The sequence below is a fragment of the Brevibacillus borstelensis genome, from assembly GCF_003710865.1.
Taxonomy (GTDB): domain Bacteria; phylum Bacillota; class Bacilli; order Brevibacillales; family Brevibacillaceae; genus Brevibacillus; species Brevibacillus borstelensis.
Genome location: NZ_RHHO01000002.1, coordinates 93668 through 111606, shown reverse-complemented (window position 1 = coordinate 111606; position 17939 = coordinate 93668). Strand labels below are relative to the sequence as shown.

Sequence of the window (17939 nt, the reverse complement as noted above, 5' to 3'; positions counted from 1 at the left end):
TTACTCACCTACCTTCCATTTCAGTTCTATCGGGAGGCTTAACGATACGGCTCTGGCTGGCTTGTACAGATTCACCGAGTCCTGCCAGACGATTTGGCCATTTTCATCCTTGATTACCCGCTTTGTAACCATACCTGTTTCAGAGTCCTGGAGCCGAATCAGGAAATTCACTTTATTCGGCCCTTGTCTGACTTTCAGAAGAGTGACCGGTTTCATTTCGCCGTTTATTTCCACCTCCGCGCTGTCGAAAAGTGACTCAAGGCTGTTTGCTTGTCGTTCCAATGCGTGTTCGGTCAGCATAGATCGTTTTCACCTCCGGCGTAGAATGTGCCACACATGAGAGGATCATCGTAGTAAATATGCACTGGTCCTGAAGCTAGGACGAGACTCCCCTTCTGCTGAATGACAATTCTCTCTCTATTCACGTGAACCGGGCGCATTCTTTCAAACATGTTGTGTAGGGTCAGGAGATCTATTGGCCCTCCTTGTTGAAACTCGAAAATGATTTCCTTTGCTGCGAAATCCTCCGTCACAGAGAGCAGGTTCCCGACCGTTCTTCCTAATGATTGAAGGACCGGCATGGTAAACGGGAGTCTGGCCCAGTGCTGAGCTCGAATGTTTTTTCGTCTTTCTTCGATGCTCAGGGGCTGCTTTTTTCCGAAGTAAATCCAGTCCCAGGCATCAAGTCCCCAGGTGGCTGACCACGGACTGAACTGTTTTATAATATCTAACCGCTGGGCATTAAAGGCGTCTATTGCTGCCTTCGCTCCCTCGAAATGGTATTCAGCCGCTTTGTTCTCGTACCACTGCGGTGGGAGAACACGCCTATATTGTTCTGGAATCATGTTGTCACCGCCAAGTTGAGGGAAGCGATAGCATCCAGCGGTACGGTAAGATTGGCTTCCCCGTCGTTCAAAGTGTAATCGACAAAGTCTTCTACGCCGTCAACGAAGAAGAGCGCCCCGATCTGCTGGTAAACGATCTGGGAACGCCCTTTCAAGTAGGTTTTGATTTGGTTGGTGATCAGCTCCTGTACCCTGTCCAACTCAGCATCATGGCGAAGTACCAGCCGCACAGATACGTTGACAGGGAAAACTTTGGCCGGAAATACCTGCAGGTCATGCAAAGCGCGCCGTTTGTCTTCCAGCTTGTCACGGACCTGCTTCGCCAATTCTGCTGTAGCAGGCTGGCCGTTTAGGTCCGTAATGTAGACATCGATGGACAGGTCGTTTCTTGCTTTCTCAATCGCCACAGCCCCGCCTACACCCTCCACGTTCCGAGCCCAGCGCTCATAATCCTGGCGACGCCCGTCTCCTTCCTCTGAGCGAGCTCGATCAATAAGACGCTGCCGGTAATGCTCGTCTTCCTCCCCTGCACTTCGGGGAAGACCAAAAAATACCCCGCAAGCGTCCAAGTACTCGCCGTCAGCCCAGGGCAAAAAGTGCTGTAGAAAACCATATTCAAGTAGCTGCTGTTGTTCGCTGATCTCAACGGCCAAGGGGTATTCAAAGTCGTAAAATATTTCGCCTTCTTCCGTCGCCGGTGGTGTTTCCCCGCGCTGCTGAGCAATCTCCGCCATGCGGTTGGCAATCCTTTGGTAAATCTGATCCGGCGTTTCCCTCAGAATCGGCATCTCAGGTTTGTTCATCGTCGCCATGCGCTCACCTCCGTTCTGGTTGTGCCTCGTACACCCTCAATCTCAAGCGAGAAAATAACCCGATTGCCTTCAAAACGAATGTCAGTAACCTCGGCCCGTTCAATCTCACTGTGGGCCTCCAGCGCCTCTTCTGCCTGTGTTTTGATAACCGGAAGAGACATGCCAGACCTCATCCGTCCAATTTCGTACAAGAAATCTACTCCGTAACGTTCAGAGTAAATCTCATAACGGAACCTGCGCGTGTTGAGAATCTTCTTTGCTGCTTCCTCCAGGTATTCGGCGTACGTCTTTGTCCGCAAATACCGGCCATCTGGTCCCTGCATGAGCTGCTTTGTGTGCCAGTCGAATTTGTAGGTCCAAGGGATGGGATTGTCTGGCGACTGCTGCAGTCGCGATTCGTCTCCAGTCAGCTCGGGAAACATCTATCCCACCACCCCGAGAAGAAGGTACTGGCCGTTCGTACAGCGAATCACGGCCACTTTCTTACCCACGTCTTCCGGGCGCCATGCGGTGGGGTTCAGCCTCACCAGTTCGTTCTCTTCAAGTGGTGCTGGATCCTCGTCCAGTTTGACTGACAGGGGAGACAGCGAAAGAAGGCTACCGAGTTCCACTTTTGTATCCGTTAGCCCATCACGGGCACCTTGAAAAAGCTTCTGTAATGCTGCTTGCACAAGCTACCCCCTCCTTTCCAATTGCAAGTCCATTGTGTATTGACCGCCCTTCCAGCGTGCGTTGCAGCTTGTGACAATCCAGTCTGTTATTGTCTTGTTGTCCTTCTCCATGATCTTCACCAGCCAGCCTGCGCGGATCCGGGCGGCCTGATTGTCTTCGTGCTTAACGGTTATGGGTCGGGTCTTGGGTATTTTCGACAGGTTCGCCAGCTGTTTTGAAGCGAGAGCATCCAGTCCCTTTTCTTCACCGGCATCGAAAACCTTTTTCATTCGTCCGATCTGCTTGATCAGGTTGGCGTTTTCCTTCGTCACGCTGGCAGCTACTTTGTCATCTTTGTACCGTTCCGCTGTAATGACAGTGTACACTTCCTCGATCGACTCGCCCGTTGAGCTGCTTTCGAGCAAGCTTGCCGCGAACATTGGGACTACGCTGTTCCCGCCTTCTGGGAGAACGGTCAGCTTGTCTCGTTCATGTTGGACGAAATACCTCTTGCCCGTCTTGTCATAAGCCTGCTCTGTCAAAGTCGTGAATAAGGAAGCAAAGGATTGGGAAGCAAGCCGGTCCTTTACTTCAAAGCCAAAGGCCGGACAGCTGAAGTTGATTCCCGTTGCCCGGATAAGTCGCTCCAGCTCCTTACCGGCATCACCATTTAGCTTAATCCGTGACGTTTCGTTCTTCTGTAGGTACCAACTCAGCTCGTACGCCGTTGCCGATGTATCTCCACTCTTATCGTCACGCTCAAAACGGACGATTGGCCCATGGAAAAACTGCTGTGACTCCTTGAGCAGATCACCGGAGAATAGCATTAAAAAACCCGCCGACTCGAGAGGCGGGGCACTCAGGACTTGGATATCACAGTTTTGGGCGATCTGGCCGCGAGAGGAGGACCAGGATAATTCCTTCGTCGCAGGCGTTAGATCAATGCGAGTTGACTCCTTGCCATAGATGACTTTCATGGAACCACCTCACTACGTCCCGATAGCCCGGTTCAGACTGGCTAGTTTTCGGTCAATCCTGTCACGTTGTATAGCTTGAATATCAGACGCGACTAATGACTGGCCGGTGCTCTTTTTCGCCTTCTTACCGCTCGTATTTGGTCGCGCTTTCTGCTGCTTGGCAATGACTTTCTCAGGACTCAACAGCTGAGTTTGATTGCTCCAAGTCACAAACTCTTCTTTTACATATAAAGGCAGTTCAATCGACCCGTGAAAATCCACATTCTTGCCTGAAAACCTGCCGTCACATGGTCCAACGAGAACATTCCAAGCCAAGTTTAGCTCGTCTATTGTAAGCAGAACCTCTGCCCCGGTTAGCCTGTCCAGACCGGCCAGCCACGCTCGTGGCCCCTGGTATCCTTCTACCTCGATAAAAGGTGACTCAAGATTCCCCGGTAAAATAAATTCAAAGGCGATGGATTTCGGGCGTCGACCAGATATCCTGTTATTCGTCAGGAGTGCAATGGTTGTTGTGCTTTCTACTTCGTTTCCATATCCTCGAAATTCCACTTCCCCAGGAGTGACTGGAAAGGTAAGGCGGTACTTGCCCTGCAGTCGAATCATCAGGAAACACCCCCGCTTGTTTCTATGGCGTCGATAATAAATTTCTCCATCATTTTTTTGAATTGAGCGCTTACTTGTGGATCCTGCATCATCTTTAGCATCGACGGGATGTCCTGGAGTATCCCATCTGCATGTACCGGCATATTTAGACTCTGAATGTTCACGGATGCCGCCTTTGGTTTCTCTGTGGCTGTTTTTCCCGGCGGTGTGTTAGGAGCCGGAGGGCCAAACACAACAGGTTTCGGACGTAGCCTTTGTAGCTCCTCTTTCGGAATTGGCTTCATCATAGGACGCGGGCCTTTCGCATTGAGCACTTCTTTTGCCTCGTCGTACAGTGCTCCGCCGCCGTAAGAACCACCAATACCGCCGATAATCCCGCCAATCGCGCCTCCTATGGCTGTCCCTAAGAGGGGGATTACTGATCCGACAAGAGCCCCTGCCGCTGCCCCGGCTGCCGCACCTCCCCAGCCCCCCAATGCTTCGGCTCCCAAACGGCCGGCAGCATCCAGTTTGTTGTCAGCTGTAGCCACCTCCGCAACCCCCAAGGCAGTCCCAAGATAGGGCACTTTCCGTATAACACCACCCGCCTTGCTTACTTCCGGTATGAGTTTGTTGGCTTTTGAGATATCGCCCAGAGTTTTTTCAAACTTGTAGTCCCGATAGGCAGGGTCTTGCTTCCATGTCGTCCCTTTTCCTAAGCCTATGTTTGAATAGTCCGGGCCCTTTGTAGGTAGATCGACCGGCGAACTTCGCTTGTTTCCGAACGGATTAATTTTGTCCAGCCAGCTCCATCGCTCTTTTCGTGCGCCCTGTTTCTCAAGCCGCTGCTCCTCCTTTTCCAGCCAGTATTCAGGGGAGCTTTTATCCCGGCCATTCCCGCCCCATGAACGAGGGTTCCACCATCTTCTTCTGCCTTTCCCGGAGACTTTCTTTCCACCGTCAACGTCGATATCCATGCCACCGACACCACCCGAAGCGCCAGCTCTCGCTAAGGCTTTGGCGGCTAACAGTTGCATAGACGCTGCTCGGATCAGCATGTAGGCTCCAGCAGATATGGCAACGCCAGCACCAACGAATTCAAGGCCATATCGGGCCATGTCCGGCATCGCGTTAAATTTATCGGTCACCCACTTGGCCGCTTCGGATAAACCTGCTAAAGCAGGGGTAACGTCTTGCGCGATCTTTGCTCCAAGATCAAGAGCGGCCTGCTTTGCTTCGTTTTGCGCCTTCTGGTATTCAAACAAAGGGTTGCTATCGACGGCAGCTTTGTATGCTTTCTCCAATTCGTTCCCGATTTGCGGCCTTATTTCTCCTATGGAAAGCTTACCCGCGTACTCCAACAGCGGCGCAAAATGTCTGCCAAGGTCTTCCCCCGGACCAGCACCTAACTCATTAAGAACTTGTCTCTGGACGTTCTTATCCTGAATGGTTGCCAGGCTCATCATCATACGCCCCATGGCCGTACGAGAATCATCTTCATTTCCGGAATGGATGAGTTCATTGATAAGAGCAGCCTCTTTTTCAGCAAGCTTTCTGGCTTCGTCTGCTTCCATCCCCTGCGTCTCATATCCTGTTTTCAAGACATTGGCCAGATCGCCCTGGTTGGTTAATTTCAAGGTACTCTCTTTTAGAGAGTCGAGAGCTTTGTCGTCTGACCAGATGCCCATCCTGCCAATTTCCCCAACGAGGGCCGCAATCTTTTCAGGGGTATCCAGAAACTTGCTCATCTGGACGGAGTATTCAATCATACTGTCGACAAATTCATCCCTGAAGTCTTTCATATTGTTGGACATATACTGAATGGAATTGCCTAAGCGCTCAGCATCTTTCACGCCAGTTTCATTCCCCATAACAGCCATGACCTTCAAGTGCTCTTCAGGAGAAAAAGCCGTTGTAACACCGAGCTTAGCTGCCGTTTCAGCGTACTTGCCGGAAGCATTCGCACCGTTCAGTTTCTCGCTTTTGGAGACGAGTGCCATAGCCTCCGCACGATTCAGAAATGGGTTTTTGAGAAGCATCTCTTTCGCTTTTTGGTCGAACATTTCCAGCTCTTGCTGGGTCTTTCCTCTCGCTGCATAAAGGGAGCGCTCTTTAAACGCCGCCTCAATCTCACTCATTGCCCCGCCAATATTGGTGCCAATAGACAAGCCTACGGCCAAGCCGCCGAGCCCCATTAATTTTTCGCGTAGGTCGGCTATGTCCTGGCTGGCCCTATCATCGAGCTCGACACGCGGCTTTTCTTTCATGCTCCCAAGCCGATTTAAGTCATGGCGAATTTCTTGAATTTCTCGCTGAATCCGACTTGAGTCACGTTGGAAACCTCTTGCTGATCGGTTAAAGCCCCGCTCAATTCCTCCAAAAGAGCGCTCTGTTTGATTTACATCTCGTCTAATCTTCACCAGCTCGGGGGTAATTCGGTCCCTCGCTTCTAATATCGCGGTAACCCGTGCCAAATGCATCACCTACCTCTCATCCAAATGTGGTAATATATCCCTATACAAAAAGGAGGGTCACTTATGGAGTTCCTTAAAATTATTCCAATGGCTCTATTCGGGATATTTCGTATTCTTGTTAAATCGTTGCTGTTCGTGGGAGTCTTAATCTTAATTGGTGTTCCCGCTTTCTTACTCTGTTGGATTCCGCAGGTTTTGTGGGACTGGGGACCAGGTCCAAGTTTGGGCCTTACCTACGGCATCTGTCTGCTTACGTACATCGGTTATCGAATCAACAGAGGGTACTAGCCCTCTCCCCGACCAGCAGACGTCCGGGAGAAGGGGAGAAACCTATGTTTTTGATCTCTCCACTTCGATTTCTTGACAGGCAAAAATGAACAGCTTCTGTTTGTATGGATCCACTTCATAATCAAGTAAATCCGACGGCTTGCCCCGGCCATTTAAAAAAGCTTGGCACATATGCCAGGCTTCGCCGTCGGACATGATTAGTTTTTTGCCTCGTCCACCGCTTCTCTTTCCGTTTGATCTGCGTTCACACGTCTCACGGCATCGAGAAGCTTACTGTATCCATCCAAGTTGTGCTCAAACAGTTTGGCAGGCAACTCGTATTTGGTATGGACTCCATATGCCTCTTTCAAGGAATTGTCGTTCCATGGAAAGTCATGTTCCGTCGCTTTGACGATGCGAGCATCATTAAAGCGATGCCAGTCAAACTTTTCTCCTTTATCGGCTTGATTTTCGCAAGCACGAATTTCCGTAAGGCTCAACTGCCGAACTCTCCACGTATCCCCGTCGATTTCAACTGTAATCTCTTTACGAACTACATCCTGGCTGGCCTTTGCTAAAAATTTCTCCAATTTACTCATTCTTAATCCTCCTCGTATTCAGGCAATTTATTGATAAACACTGGTTCGTCACTGGACATTCCCTTCAATTCGAACGTGGCGATATCATTTCCCTCGGCTTTTGCTGCCCACAGTATGATTTCCTCCGGGTTAAGGACAATATTCGTAAGCTTCACTCGCTCAATGTTGCCTGCTTCCTTATCCCATTGCTCACCAATCATCATAGGAATAACCGGTGTCTTTCCCTTGTGGAGCTGACTCACCACGTAATATTTCAGATCGGCATTGACCGACGAGACTCTGATTGTCACTTCGACGTGTGCCTCGTCAATTGATTGCGTCTTCCCCTTTTGGAGCCGATTTACATCCACGTACGAGAATTTGGAAACAAAAGACGCTTCCTGGACAGCGAGAAAAACATCCCCGTTTTCATCATAAAGCTGGTTATTTTTGAGTTTTATATCTCTCGCTCTTGCCATCGTTATTCCACCCCCCATTCGATATCAAAGTACTCGACAGCATCCAACGGTTTCGCGCCAAGATAAAACTTGCGCCGATCCCCTTCGCCGCCGCGATCCTCAAACACCCAGCCCGCGTCAATGACCCCCTGTCGCTCCCTTTCTGCCAAATAGGTATCGGCAGCTCCAACAAAGACAGCGCCGCCTAAGTCGTTGTTATTGAGCCTGCCCTTGTACTTTTTGGCTACCGTCATCAGGTCGTTGACGATTTGATCCAGCGTCATGGAAACCCGGATTTTCCCGTAGTCCTCGCGATCTTTCGGGCCGAGTACAGACAGCGTATTGACCGCGCTTTCGATGATGTATACGTCGCCGTCCCGGGTGGCAATCAAAGTACCGGTACTGAGCGCGTTCAGGATCTCCGTGTAACCCCAATCCTTCAAGGCTTTTTTCAAAGGGACAACAACCGCTGTCAGTGACTCGTGCGCAGGTGTCGCCGCGATCATCCCGGCCACCCATGCTGCCCACGCCAGACTGTCGTACGACTTGCCATTGTTATGCTGGCCCGCGATGGCACAGTTTACAACGTACCGTGCGTTTTGCGCGACGGAGCGCCCCACGTGCTTGTCCATGTTTCCGTCATCGTTACTGTTCCCTCCGATGACCAGCGTGCTGAGCTTTTTGTTTTTCGTCCGTCGGTCAGTCATGAACTGTTTGGCTGCAGCTTGGATAGCTGGATCGTCGAACGGCAAGTACATTGCGTCGAAGTCGGCGCCAGATACGGTAAGAAACAGCTTTGTACTATCTGTGGAAGTCAACGGAGCCGTACCGCTCGTCCCGCCTTCCAGCGCTGTTTCGTCCAGGTCGGTAACAGCTGTTGTTCCGAGGCGAGTTACACGCACGTAAATAGATTGAGCCGTCTTTTTCACCAACTCGTCGGCATCTGTAAAGGAAAATTTCTCAGTCCTGATAGGGCCGGTTACCTGCAGCTCCTTCTTACCTGGTTCAGCTGTAGACGGCGCAATGGAGATTTTCAAATCGTTCCCACGGAGGCCAGGGTACAGCGCCTCTACTTTGATCGAATCCATCTGCGTGTAGGACGCTTTCGCAGCGCTACCATTGGTCATCCGGTAGCCGAGGACGGTTGCACCGCCTTCCGCTGCCAATTCGATAACATCCACTTCTCCGAATGTCTCCGCAATCCGCTCGTCGTAGCCGGTCATTTTGACCATCGTGTCGGGTGCACCCCATTCAGCCTGATAAGGCACCAGAACAACACCGCTTTTTGGAAGGACACGCTCTTTTGCCTTTGCAATCAGCTCCACCCTTGCACCGGGTCTTTCACGCATGATCGTCACAGTCTTTCACCCCTGTATGCTTTGATTTTTGATCGGACTTCAGATTCCCTAATCAGATCAGTGTCCCTCAAATGAAAGAGAGCGCCTGCAATCTCGAACCGTTCGGCCCCGAGGTAAGCTGCGCTCTCGATCCATTCTTGTTTTGTTTTTTGGCTCTCGCTCCTGAGGGGTTGCTCATCTGATACCTCTTCTTTTTTTCGCACAGCCACGATCATCCCTCCATTTCTACCTCAAATGTGTTGATCTTCGTTACCTCTGGTTTCGGTATGGATACCCGATACTCAAAACGGAATGTGATTTCGGTCCGGTCTTTCTTTTCGGAGTCGATTTCCAAGGTCTCGTTATCGATATCGATGTATAGAGCCTCCGCCGTCCCCTGGAAGCTGTATTTTTCTCTCCGAAGCAGGCTTCGAAACGGCTCCGAGGATATAGGTTGATAAATGCCCTTCACTTTCGGGTGGTGCAACACAATACCAGCATCTGCTAGAATCTTGTAACTGGTTAGCGTGTTCCCTCTCTCCGTAACCGCTTGAGTCTGGATAAAGGCGCACGGCGGGTTAAAGTTCCCTGCCAGCCATTCCTCCAGGTCAGTAATGATGGTTATGGATGGGTAGGCTGCATGGACCAATTGAACCACGGTCAATAAATCTTTTTCCATTAACCTAGCACCTTCTTCAATTCTTTTTCGAATAGCCGGTCAATCAGTGCCACCATTCCACCCTGAAACCCTTCCAGCGCGATATCGATGTAGTGACGACCAATGAACGTCCGTGGCTTCATGATCACACCGCGCTTTACGCCGATTGCTTTTCCATAGCCTTCGTAGACAAACTTGGAACCGGAAAAGTACCCAGGTACAAAGTGCGGCTCCTTGATCTCGTATCCTTCATCGAGAAACCGAGCAATATACCACCAGGAGCCCACTTCCAGCGTGAACGTATTTCGATCCTTGTCCAGCTTCCATACGTTTCCGCGCTTCCCTTTCATGAATGATTGCCAAGTCTTTTTGCTGTCCGTCAAACCTTGTTTTTTCAATTCGTCGCGGATCATTTTCAGGAAGGTAATCCCCATTCTCTGCAGGATCTTTTTCTCGATCTTTTCCAGTTCTCTATCTGACAACCGTTTCAGGAGCGCCCCATACTTATCAAAATCCATCACTCTGCACCCCGTTTCGCTTGTGTAGCTGTCACCGTCAAAAAATGCTTGGCTGGCCGGGCTTCCGTTACAAAGAAGTCTCCAAGATCAGACAATCTGATCGTGTCTCCCTGTATCACGTCTTCGCCCAAATAGCAATCAATCTGAATTTTTGTTTGCCAAGTAACAGGGTCTGTACCAGCTTGATTATGATTGTGCTGAACGTCAACGATGCAACAAGAAATTTCACGAGGCGGCAATGGCACAGATGTAACGACATTGTAGGCTCCAACCTTGCTTTCTGACCGTATGACTGAAACGGTATCGTACATTTCGTGCAGCTCCTCACAGATCATCTCCTGACGATCCCGGTCCCGGTAGTGAGGTAAAATGGATTGGATGTCGTAGATGCGACCGGCGAACAGCAAACGCATGGTAGACTTGACGTCTTTCCGCCGTCGAATCACGACTCGATGGGTCGCGTTCTGCTGCACGTCGCCCCGGTCAAATGGCTCTTTCGCAGATAGGGGATAGATTGCTGCCCAAACCTTGACGTAATCCGTCCACAAGCCCGCTGAATCCCTTTCCTGAATCGTGATCCGGTTTTTTAAATCGCCGATATTCACCATCTACACCTCACTTGCTTTCCGGATAACAATAGGTCAATTGGGCGAGCATGCTTTGCACTGTTTGCCTTGTGTTTTCGCTGATCTTACCAACCGCCTGGCGATTTTCAAACCAATCGGCTACCAAAACGAGAACAAAAATTTTGGCAAGGTCATTCGTGTTGTCAAATTGCTTCCCCGTAGCGTTCACCAGGTATGTTTCAGCAGCTGCGATCAGCGTCGCAATGGTTGTATCCTCTTCGTCACCATCTACCCGCAGCCAAAGCTTCGTTTCCTCAAGTGTCAGAATCGACATCGATCTTCACGTCTCCGCCATTTTCTGAACCTGTTGGACCCACTGCCTCGCTACCAAGGTATTGCTTGTAGAGTTCTTCCCGCTTTTGTGCGTTGCTATCGTCACCATGGATACCCAAACTGGTGAGCAGCTTTTTCTGATCAACTGCTGAGAGGTCTGTAAATTCTTCGAGCGTTAGCTTTTCAGAAGATGCAGGGGCAGCTTCGTTGGTTATCTCCAAAAATCCCTGTGACACCAGATACTCCACTCTCTTTTCATCCTCCACCCGATACGTATCCCCAATGGTGTAGAGCCTCATATCTTGGTATCTCTCCCGGAAAGCCTTGATTACTTTTACAGCCATGAGCATTCACCTCCAAATGGGAAAGAGGCCGGTTTCCCGGCCTCTCAGACCATTAGTTCTTAGGGCGTTGGCGTAATGTCGAGTTGGCCATAAACGGCTGCCTCTGTATCCCACTTCACATAATCGTCGCGCATAATGGTTCGCATCTCAGTTGTGTTTCGACGCCATGCGTCGCCGCCCTCTTTGGTAGACGCGAGCTCAAAGTATCGACGGTTAAACAACACCATGAATTGCTTCAGATTGCCAATGATAAGTGGTGCTTTTGTTCCATCAGAAGGGAGGTTACGATTGCTCACGACTGCAATCGGTCGTCCTTTGAACAGTTTTCGGCCTGGCTGTGTAATGTCGTCCATAAGGAGAGGTCGGTTCATACCGTCAACCTGGTTGTCGAGCCAGTTGAATCCATCTTGGTTTGTTAAAATAACCGAGCTGCGGCTAATTGCCGGGTCAAGATCGACATTAAGGACAGTATTTATGGCCTTGAGGTCGGACAATGCCTTTGGCGTCAAGGTTTTCAGTAGGTTAACAATATGCACATTGCGGGTATGGGCCGCCTTTCGAGCAATCCAGCTTGTGATGTACCCCATCAGATTGGCATCGGTATCGGCAAGCAAATCATTAGTAAGAGGTAGGAAGCCCGCACGAGACTTAACTTTATAGCTGATCGGTTTAAATTTCGGATTATCTGTTTCTTTGATTTCGCCGTACTCATCCATATCCGCGAATGGAGTCATGTCCGCATCCGTTTCAAGAACGCGAGTTCCGGAAAGTGTCGAGACATTCTCAATCGTTACATACTGGCTTAAATCATTCCAGTCGCGCATCAGCTCATTAATACGAGTTTGGATATCTTGCGGGACAATGATGCCAACGTCACCTTCCGGAATAGGCGGGTTCGTGCTGCCTTCATTCATAACCGCTCGTTTCTCGTATTCACGGACAACACTACGCATTTCTTCCGAGATTGGACGACGACGGATGCCGCGCAAAACAATGCTGGTGTACTCTTCCTCCAACTCCTTCATGTCGCGCTCTTCCACATTCCCATCATCGTTTAATTCACGTCCGCCAAGTCCACGAGCTTCGGTTTCTTCCAGCTCGCGTTGCAGGTCCACCTTCGCCTGTAAGGTTCGTACTTCATCCATCTTCTCTTTCGCTTCGGTCACCTTATCCTCGGCCAACAGGCTACGAGCTTCTTGTTTCGCGTTGTCCAACTTCTGGAGCAGCGCACGCAATTCTTTTGTCATGGGATCACCTCATGGGATATTTGGTAATACAAAAAGCTCAACCAAATAGGTCGAGCTCAATCAACATCTTTTCTTTTTCATACTGATCAGCGGCCCGCTTTTCGGAAGCTTTGAATTCCTCGAAGGACCGAGCGGAAACTTCATTGGCCGGGTAAGCCGGAAAGGCTACCGGGCTAATCTCGTACAGTTCTGCTGACAAAATGGTGCGGCGATACAGCTTGCCGTTTTCTCGTTTTTCGGACGACCATTTATCCTTGGTGACGCGCATACCGAAGGACACACCATCTACATCTCCACGTTGAACGAGCGTCCATGCGTCGTTCCCCACCGCTGTGTCGGGGAGGTCAATCTCAAAACGCAATTCCTTTGCGCCGTCAAACAATCTCACCGTACCTGATTTGGTATTACCCAGAACCTGACTTGTATCGTGGCTCCACAACCCGACGACCGCGCGCGAAGCGATGCTATCGGCAAATGCGCCAGCCGCGATTTGCTCCACAAATGGGTCGCCATACCAGTCGCGCATTTCTGCACTGTCTGTCTCGTACTTGATCGCTCCGGTGATGGTCCGTTTTCCGTCGTCACCTTCACTCGCTCGAATTTCAAGCTTCACCGGCATCGCCCGGATCTCCTTTGCCTGGGGCGTCTTTTTTTCCTTGTCCAGCTCCAACACCCCCTTTCGCTTGATATGCCTTGCCGGCCTCCGTAATCGGGAGCATGCTGCCATTTGTAAGCAACTGGTCGCCACCCTCTGCCGGTGGCAGCTCCTCTTTCGCTCGTGCTTCATTCGGTTTCAAGAAGCCACCTTGCACGCCGATTCGATATGCTTCGTACCTTGTTTTGATATCGCTTCGAAGAATCGCGTCGACGTTGAAACGGAAAAAGAAACCGTTCTGAATCTCTTCGTCGAGCAGCAGCTTGTATGTCAGCTCTTGTTCGTACATCGTCAGGATCGGCTGCAGCGTGTCGGTATAAAACTCTTTTTGCTGCTCGGCTACATTCGTATGTGTCGCCCTGGATAGATCGTTCAGTTGGTGCATTTTGATCCCAAAGGCAGATGCTATCTGCCTGATGGTTAACTGGTTGTTCTCCAGGAACTGTGCGTCATGCATGCTCAGGGAGATAGGTTGAAATTGGTATCCAATCGGTAAAAGAGCAATTCTATGGCTATTATTTAGCCCGCTTGACATCTGCTCAAAATTGGAACGGAATGTTCTTTTGGCATCCTCATTTAGGTCGCCAACATATTGCACGATCCCTTTTACCTGGAGGCCTTGCTTAAAGAAATTGTTGACGAATTTGTTTGCTGATGCTCCGTTCTCAAGCGTTGCCCGCAAACAATCCAGTGGAGATAAACCGGAAATCCCGTCAAGCGTCACCCCTCCCTTGAAGTGCAGAATTTCGTGTGGAAGGAGCTTTCGTTTCTCGTAACCAAGATTCACCTCGTACCAAACCTTTGATCGATTGGTGACGACGCCAGTCGCGCTCGTGTCGTTATCTACGACGATTTTCACCCGGCCCGCGTCCATTGGCCATAGTCCGACAATACGCCCGCGCTTATCAAACTCGATTGATGCGTACGCGTTGCCGTACATGCCGTTCTGCGCCTCGATGCACTTCCAAAAATCAAAGGCGCTCATATACGGATTGGGACGCAGCCTTAGCAATTGGTACACTGTATGTCTCGTCTGCTTCTGTATGCCGTTTTCGTCTTCCTGATATACCTTGATCGGCAGTTTTGCGACTGATTCTGATCGGATACGGATACAAGCATACACGGTATCCACCTTGAGTGCATTTTTTCCTCTTACGTTCACCTGACCGATGTCGATACCTAGAACTTCAAGCAACCGCCGATCATCGACGTTCAACTCCAGTGTTTCCCGCCTTTCTGGTAAGCCGATTATTCGACGGGCTATGTTCATGATCTTCACATCTGCACCTCCCTCCTTTCGGAAAAACGAATCTAAACACTAATTATTTTGAATGGTCCAGACACACCAGTGCTTGGCGTTTACCCCCACAACTTTTTCAAGAAGTCATCTCTTGAAAACTCAGAAACATCTATCGTTTTCATAAACATCGCGCGACTATGCGCATTGATGGTAGCAGCCAAAGGGTCGATCCTATCAGTTGATTTGTCCTTGTCGAGCATCAGGTTTTGATTGTGATCTTGACGGGTTACGGCATTACTCACTGCCCAAGCCAAAACGGGATTTCGATCATGGATGATTTTTTTCTCCAAAACCATTTCGCGAAAATGTTTGATTGGTTCTGAAAGGGTACGGTATCCCTGCCTGATCTCCACCGCTGTGTACCCCTTTGCGTCAAACTCCTGCGCAAATTGGGTGGCGTTCCAAGGGTCAAAACACAATTCTTTCAAAATCCAACCATTTTTATCGAGTTGATCTACGATGTATTTCTCCACAAATTTGTAATCTACCGCCGCTCCTGGCGTAACCGTAATCCATCCTTGCCGCGCCCAAAGAGCATACGGCACCTTATCCGTATTTTGCTTGTGTTTCAACGTATCTTCTGGCATGAATGAGTGACTGAGTACGAGATACGAATCGTCTCCCAAAGGGATTTCAAACGTAACGCTGGTGAGGTCAATTTTCGACGATAAGTCGATTCCAACAAATACCTCATGCCCGCGAACATCCGGCAGTTCTGTCTCGCTACGACCGCACGCTGTCCATTTCTCAGCCCGAAGATACTTGTTCTCTCCTGTGCTTATCCACACATTCATGTTCTTGGTAAGGAAGTCGTCCATAGCTTCGGGCTTTTCCAGTGCTTCTGCAAGTCTCGCTCGAATGTTTGCAAGACCTTCCGGGTACGAAGCTGCAATTGGATTCGCTTTTAGCCATGCTCGTTCGTCCTGAATATCGTCGATAAGGTTGCCATCGTCGTCCTTATCCAGCTCGTTCACCATTACAAAATACTGCTCATTTTCGGTAGGTTCGTTTGGATTGAGCAGTCGAGAAACATAGTCATACTCCACCCGATAGCAAGGGCCGCTGGTGTCTCCTGCTGTTGTTATGACCATGAGCAGAGGTTGCGGCCGTGCCACCATGCCGGAATCCAAGACGTTGTACACTTCGTCAGTATCGTGTGCATGGTATTCGTCAATGATAGCAGCCTGGGGGTTTAATCCGTCGCCCGTCTTCTTATCCTCTTTTGAGAGAGGACGGATGATCGAATCTGTTCGTAAGTGCGTGATTCGCCCATATGCCTCTTTGAACTTACCATGCAACTCAGGACAAGCGTTCAGCATTGCTTTCGTTTCGTTGTATACGATCTTCGCCTGCTCTGTCTTTGTGGCGCCGATATATACTTCAGACATTCCTTCGCCCAACGCCATAGCTTCATAGGATGCAACACACGCCAAACTTTGCGACTTGGCATTTTTTCTTCCCACCTGCCAATACGCTTTACGGAAACGGCGATAGCCAGTGTCTTTATGGACCCACCCGTAAATGTTCCCAAAGACAAAGACCTGGATTTCATGAGGTTGAATCCGCTCGCCTCGGAGCACACCCTTTGTGTGCCGAAACAAACTCATCCATTCGAAAAAGCGAAGAGCCTTGTCTTCATCAAAGACATATGGAAATGCATCCGTCCCCGCCCGCTCAATATCTCGGAGGAATCGTTCACACGCCCACTTGTGCTTTTGGCAAGCAATAATTTCTCCATTTATGACATCGTGACAGTAGTGAATCAGCCATTGTTTCAAACCAAGCATCACACTTCACCGAACCTTTTATCAAACTCTGTTTCTGGCTTTTCTTTGGGCTTGGGTACAACCAGTCTGCACCGCGAGGAAATGGTCAAGCCCAAATCACCCGCTGCAGCTCTGCACTGTTTAAAGAGCTTGTCCTGCATTTGAAGAAGTTCACCATACGCTTCGCTGACAACCTCATGTTCCTGTACGCCCAAAACCTTACCTTCTTCATCTTTGATTGTTTCAAGCACAGTCCTGACAGGCTGACGCTTCAACAATTCCTCTGAGACTTGGAGATACATCTTTTGAGACATCAAAAAACGAGCCAATGCATCGACATCAAGATTACTCATGATCTCGATTCGTACCAGCTCGTCGGATATTTTCTTAAATTCCTTTTTCAACTCTTTGGGCAGATAAGAAGGGGCTCTGATTTTGTCTGCTGGAGCCTTTATTTCTTGCTCTTTTCGTTCTTCAATTTCCTTTTTGGTTAGATGCTTGTTCCCCTTTAAAAGTATGAGTGCAACGGGTTCTTTTGGCTTCGGCATGTGTCCGCCCTCCTCTCATTTTCGAAATTTTGATTGGGGAGTTTTGTAAACATTCGACTGGGGCGCGGTGTATAAAACGCCCTGTGCGAAATTTTTTGCCCTCCCCCTCCCCCTTTCTTGTCCATCCGATGTATTTTGTTCACCCAGACAGAAAGGCGTCTGTTTGCCCCCTTAGAATCGCTCTGACGACGTGCTTGTTCTACTTGAGGAAAAGACCGTTTGGATTGTTCCGCCTATTAGCTGGTCCGGCATATGTCTTTGGGCAGTATTCGACCATGTGCTTGTTGCTGCCACAGTAGGAGCAATACAGATTCCAACGCCGATTTGCGCTCCCGCTCCATGTCTTCGGACACAGCTCGAGGGGATGCTCGTCCGATCCACAATAACTGCAACGTCTATCCATGGCTCTTTCCTCCATGCACCTGATTATGGCATGCATTGCACAGGCTGATGAGATTTGAAGGGACAAGGCGTAAATGCCAGTGTTCCCGCAGCGGATGGATATGATGAACCATCTCCGCTTTTGTAACCCGCTTCTGCTTCAAGCAATGTTGGCAGAGATAATGATCACGGATGAGAACCTGCTCACGTACCCGCTGCCACTCCTTGCTGTGATAGAACTGATCGGCCCGCTTATCACGGACGAATCGGTCGTAGTAACGCTGGTTATCCTTTTCCTTGTCCTGATGTTTGTCGCAATATCGCTGCCGGGTCAAGCCAGAACAGCCGACAGAGGCACATGGCTTTAGCGGTCTATTTGCCATTTGTTTCAAGGGAGCTGATGATGATTTCTTCGATGATTTGTCTTACTTTTACACTGACTTCCGGCTCCTGGATGCTCGCCAGTAGCCTACTTATGGGAACAACGTCTGCTCTGAGCAGTCCTAATTCAGCGCGAATTGCATTTACGCATTCTTTTACCCATATTTGCGGAACGCCTCCTGGTGTGGCTGCCATCGTATTGAGCCTATCCAGATATTTCAAAAGCAATAACACTCTTTCCACTCAAGATCATCCTTTCTT

General features: G+C 49.7%; 23 protein-coding genes. All 23 read right to left on the bottom strand.

Annotated features, from left to right (window positions below; all coding sequences use genetic code 11):
• Positions 1–300, bottom strand: a complete 300-nt coding sequence (locus tag EDM54_RS01710) for a hypothetical protein (RefSeq protein WP_122957657.1) — start codon at positions 298–300, stop codon at positions 1–3.
• Complete coding sequence (locus tag EDM54_RS01705) at positions 294–845, bottom strand: putative phage tail protein (RefSeq protein ID WP_122957656.1); 552 nt, start codon at positions 843–845, stop codon at positions 294–296. Before EDM54_RS01705 ends, EDM54_RS01710 begins: the two co-directional genes overlap by 7 nt.
• Positions 842–1657, bottom strand: a complete 816-nt coding sequence (locus tag EDM54_RS01700; RefSeq protein WP_122957655.1) for a baseplate J/gp47 family protein — start codon at positions 1655–1657, stop codon at positions 842–844. Before EDM54_RS01700 ends, EDM54_RS01705 begins: the two co-directional genes overlap by 4 nt.
• Positions 1645–2079 (bottom strand): DUF2634 domain-containing protein, encoded by a 435-nt coding sequence (locus EDM54_RS01695; protein WP_122957654.1) that lies wholly within the window; start codon positions 2077–2079, stop codon positions 1645–1647. Before EDM54_RS01695 ends, EDM54_RS01700 begins: the two co-directional genes overlap by 13 nt.
• A complete protein-coding gene (locus tag EDM54_RS01690; protein WP_122957653.1) occupies positions 2080–2328 on the bottom strand; it encodes a hypothetical protein in 249 nt (82 codons plus the stop codon).
• A 3-nt stretch (positions 2329–2331) separates the two neighbouring features.
• On the bottom strand, positions 2332–3285 hold the full coding sequence (locus tag EDM54_RS01685) for an XkdQ/YqbQ family protein (protein WP_122957652.1): 954 nt from the start codon (positions 3283–3285) through the stop codon (positions 2332–2334).
• A 12-nt stretch (positions 3286–3297) separates the two neighbouring features.
• Positions 3298–3888 (bottom strand): hypothetical protein, encoded by a 591-nt coding sequence (locus tag EDM54_RS01680; RefSeq protein WP_122957651.1) that lies wholly within the window; start codon positions 3886–3888, stop codon positions 3298–3300.
• Positions 3888–6350 (bottom strand): phage tail tape measure protein, encoded by a 2463-nt coding sequence (locus EDM54_RS01675; RefSeq protein ID WP_141334186.1) that lies wholly within the window; start codon positions 6348–6350, stop codon positions 3888–3890. Before EDM54_RS01675 ends, EDM54_RS01680 begins: the two co-directional genes overlap by 1 nt.
• A gap of 476 nt (positions 6351–6826) precedes the next feature.
• The gene (locus tag EDM54_RS01665; RefSeq protein ID WP_122957648.1) at positions 6827–7207 is read right to left on the bottom strand and encodes a hypothetical protein; all 381 of its coding nucleotides are present in this window, start codon (positions 7205–7207) and stop codon (positions 6827–6829) included.
• A gap of 2 nt (positions 7208–7209) precedes the next feature.
• Positions 7210–7665 carry a hypothetical protein gene (locus EDM54_RS01660; RefSeq protein ID WP_031931971.1) on the bottom strand — a complete coding sequence of 152 codons (456 nt, stop codon included), beginning with the start codon at positions 7663–7665 and terminating at the stop codon, positions 7210–7212.
• 2 nt (positions 7666–7667) lie between these two features.
• Positions 7668–9002, bottom strand: a complete 1335-nt coding sequence (locus EDM54_RS01655; RefSeq protein WP_122957647.1) for a phage tail sheath subtilisin-like domain-containing protein — start codon at positions 9000–9002, stop codon at positions 7668–7670.
• A gap of 211 nt (positions 9003–9213) precedes the next feature.
• Complete coding sequence (locus EDM54_RS01645; protein WP_122957645.1) at positions 9214–9660, bottom strand: hypothetical protein; 447 nt, start codon at positions 9658–9660, stop codon at positions 9214–9216.
• A complete protein-coding gene (locus EDM54_RS01640; RefSeq protein ID WP_039071462.1) occupies positions 9660–10157 on the bottom strand; it encodes a hypothetical protein in 498 nt (165 codons plus the stop codon). The genes EDM54_RS01645 and EDM54_RS01640 overlap by 1 nt, the downstream gene beginning before the upstream one ends.
• Entirely contained in the window at positions 10157–10762 is a 606-nt protein-coding gene (locus tag EDM54_RS01635; protein WP_170208363.1) for a phage head closure protein, read from the bottom strand. Before EDM54_RS01635 ends, EDM54_RS01640 begins: the two co-directional genes overlap by 1 nt.
• 10 nt (positions 10763–10772) lie before the next feature.
• Positions 10773–11057: a head-tail connector protein gene (locus EDM54_RS01630; protein ID WP_039071464.1), complete on the bottom strand. Its 285-nt coding sequence runs from the start codon at positions 11055–11057 to the stop codon at positions 10773–10775.
• The gene (locus tag EDM54_RS01625; RefSeq protein ID WP_052259767.1) at positions 11038–11400 is read right to left on the bottom strand and encodes a hypothetical protein; all 363 of its coding nucleotides are present in this window, start codon (positions 11398–11400) and stop codon (positions 11038–11040) included. Before EDM54_RS01625 ends, EDM54_RS01630 begins: the two co-directional genes overlap by 20 nt.
• A gap of 59 nt (positions 11401–11459) precedes the next feature.
• Positions 11460–12647: a phage major capsid protein gene (locus tag EDM54_RS01620; RefSeq protein ID WP_039071466.1), complete on the bottom strand. Its 1188-nt coding sequence runs from the start codon at positions 12645–12647 to the stop codon at positions 11460–11462.
• A gap of 37 nt (positions 12648–12684) precedes the next feature.
• Entirely contained in the window at positions 12685–13266 is a 582-nt protein-coding gene (locus EDM54_RS01615) for an HK97 family phage prohead protease (protein WP_122957644.1), read from the bottom strand.
• Positions 13250–14572, bottom strand: a complete 1323-nt coding sequence (locus tag EDM54_RS01610) for a phage portal protein (protein WP_039071491.1) — start codon at positions 14570–14572, stop codon at positions 13250–13252. Before EDM54_RS01610 ends, EDM54_RS01615 begins: the two co-directional genes overlap by 17 nt.
• Positions 14573–14661: 89 nt before the next feature.
• Positions 14662–16389 carry a terminase large subunit gene (locus EDM54_RS01605; RefSeq protein ID WP_039071492.1) on the bottom strand — a complete coding sequence of 576 codons (1728 nt, stop codon included), beginning with the start codon at positions 16387–16389 and terminating at the stop codon, positions 14662–14664.
• Positions 16389–16916, bottom strand: coding sequence for a phage terminase small subunit P27 family (locus tag EDM54_RS01600; protein ID WP_039071467.1), 528 nt, complete (start codon positions 16914–16916; stop codon positions 16389–16391). The genes EDM54_RS01605 and EDM54_RS01600 overlap by 1 nt, the downstream gene beginning before the upstream one ends.
• A gap of 395 nt (positions 16917–17311) precedes the next feature.
• On the bottom strand, positions 17312–17680 hold the full coding sequence (locus tag EDM54_RS27500) for an HNH endonuclease (RefSeq protein WP_122957643.1): 369 nt from the start codon (positions 17678–17680) through the stop codon (positions 17312–17314).
• Positions 17670–17921 carry a hypothetical protein gene (locus EDM54_RS01590; protein ID WP_122957642.1) on the bottom strand — a complete coding sequence of 84 codons (252 nt, stop codon included), beginning with the start codon at positions 17919–17921 and terminating at the stop codon, positions 17670–17672. Before EDM54_RS01590 ends, EDM54_RS27500 begins: the two co-directional genes overlap by 11 nt.
• Between the last annotated feature and the right edge of the window lie 18 nt (positions 17922–17939).

What these genes read in the sequence shown, in the direction of transcription:
- EDM54_RS01710 (WP_122957657.1), bottom strand. Translation starts at nt 300, where the DNA reads ATGCTGACCGAACACGCATTGGAACGACAAGCAAACAGCCTTGAGTCA.
- EDM54_RS01705 (WP_122957656.1), bottom strand. Translation starts at nt 845, where the DNA reads ATGATTCCAGAACAATATAGGCGTGTTCTCCCACCGCAGTGGTACGAG.
- EDM54_RS01700 (WP_122957655.1), bottom strand. Translation starts at nt 1,657, where the DNA reads ATGGCGACGATGAACAAACCTGAGATGCCGATTCTGAGGGAAACGCCG.
- EDM54_RS01695 (WP_122957654.1), bottom strand. Translation starts at nt 2,079, where the DNA reads ATGTTTCCCGAGCTGACTGGAGACGAATCGCGACTGCAGCAGTCGCCA.
- EDM54_RS01685 (WP_122957652.1), bottom strand. Translation starts at nt 3,285, where the DNA reads ATGAAAGTCATCTATGGCAAGGAGTCAACTCGCATTGATCTAACGCCT.
- EDM54_RS01680 (WP_122957651.1), bottom strand. Translation starts at nt 3,888, where the DNA reads ATGATTCGACTGCAGGGCAAGTACCGCCTTACCTTTCCAGTCACTCCT.
- EDM54_RS01665 (WP_122957648.1), bottom strand. Translation starts at nt 7,207, where the DNA reads ATGAGTAAATTGGAGAAATTTTTAGCAAAGGCCAGCCAGGATGTAGTT.
- EDM54_RS01660 (WP_031931971.1), bottom strand. Translation starts at nt 7,665, where the DNA reads ATGGCAAGAGCGAGAGATATAAAACTCAAAAATAACCAGCTTTATGAT.
- EDM54_RS01645 (WP_122957645.1), bottom strand. Translation starts at nt 9,660, where the DNA reads ATGGAAAAAGATTTATTGACCGTGGTTCAATTGGTCCATGCAGCCTAC.
- EDM54_RS01640 (WP_039071462.1), bottom strand. Translation starts at nt 10,157, where the DNA reads ATGGATTTTGATAAGTATGGGGCGCTCCTGAAACGGTTGTCAGATAGA.
- EDM54_RS01630 (WP_039071464.1), bottom strand. Translation starts at nt 11,057, where the DNA reads ATGTCGATTCTGACACTTGAGGAAACGAAGCTTTGGCTGCGGGTAGAT.
- EDM54_RS01625 (WP_052259767.1), bottom strand. Translation starts at nt 11,400, where the DNA reads ATGGCTGTAAAAGTAATCAAGGCTTTCCGGGAGAGATACCAAGATATG.
- EDM54_RS01620 (WP_039071466.1), bottom strand. Translation starts at nt 12,647, where the DNA reads ATGACAAAAGAATTGCGTGCGCTGCTCCAGAAGTTGGACAACGCGAAA.
- EDM54_RS01615 (WP_122957644.1), bottom strand. Translation starts at nt 13,266, where the DNA reads ATGCCGGTGAAGCTTGAAATTCGAGCGAGTGAAGGTGACGACGGAAAA.
- EDM54_RS01610 (WP_039071491.1), bottom strand. Translation starts at nt 14,572, where the DNA reads ATGAACATAGCCCGTCGAATAATCGGCTTACCAGAAAGGCGGGAAACA.
- EDM54_RS01605 (WP_039071492.1), bottom strand. Translation starts at nt 16,389, where the DNA reads ATGCTTGGTTTGAAACAATGGCTGATTCACTACTGTCACGATGTCATA.
- EDM54_RS01600 (WP_039071467.1), bottom strand. Translation starts at nt 16,916, where the DNA reads ATGCCGAAGCCAAAAGAACCCGTTGCACTCATACTTTTAAAGGGGAAC.
- EDM54_RS27500 (WP_122957643.1), bottom strand. Translation starts at nt 17,680, where the DNA reads ATGGCAAATAGACCGCTAAAGCCATGTGCCTCTGTCGGCTGTTCTGGC.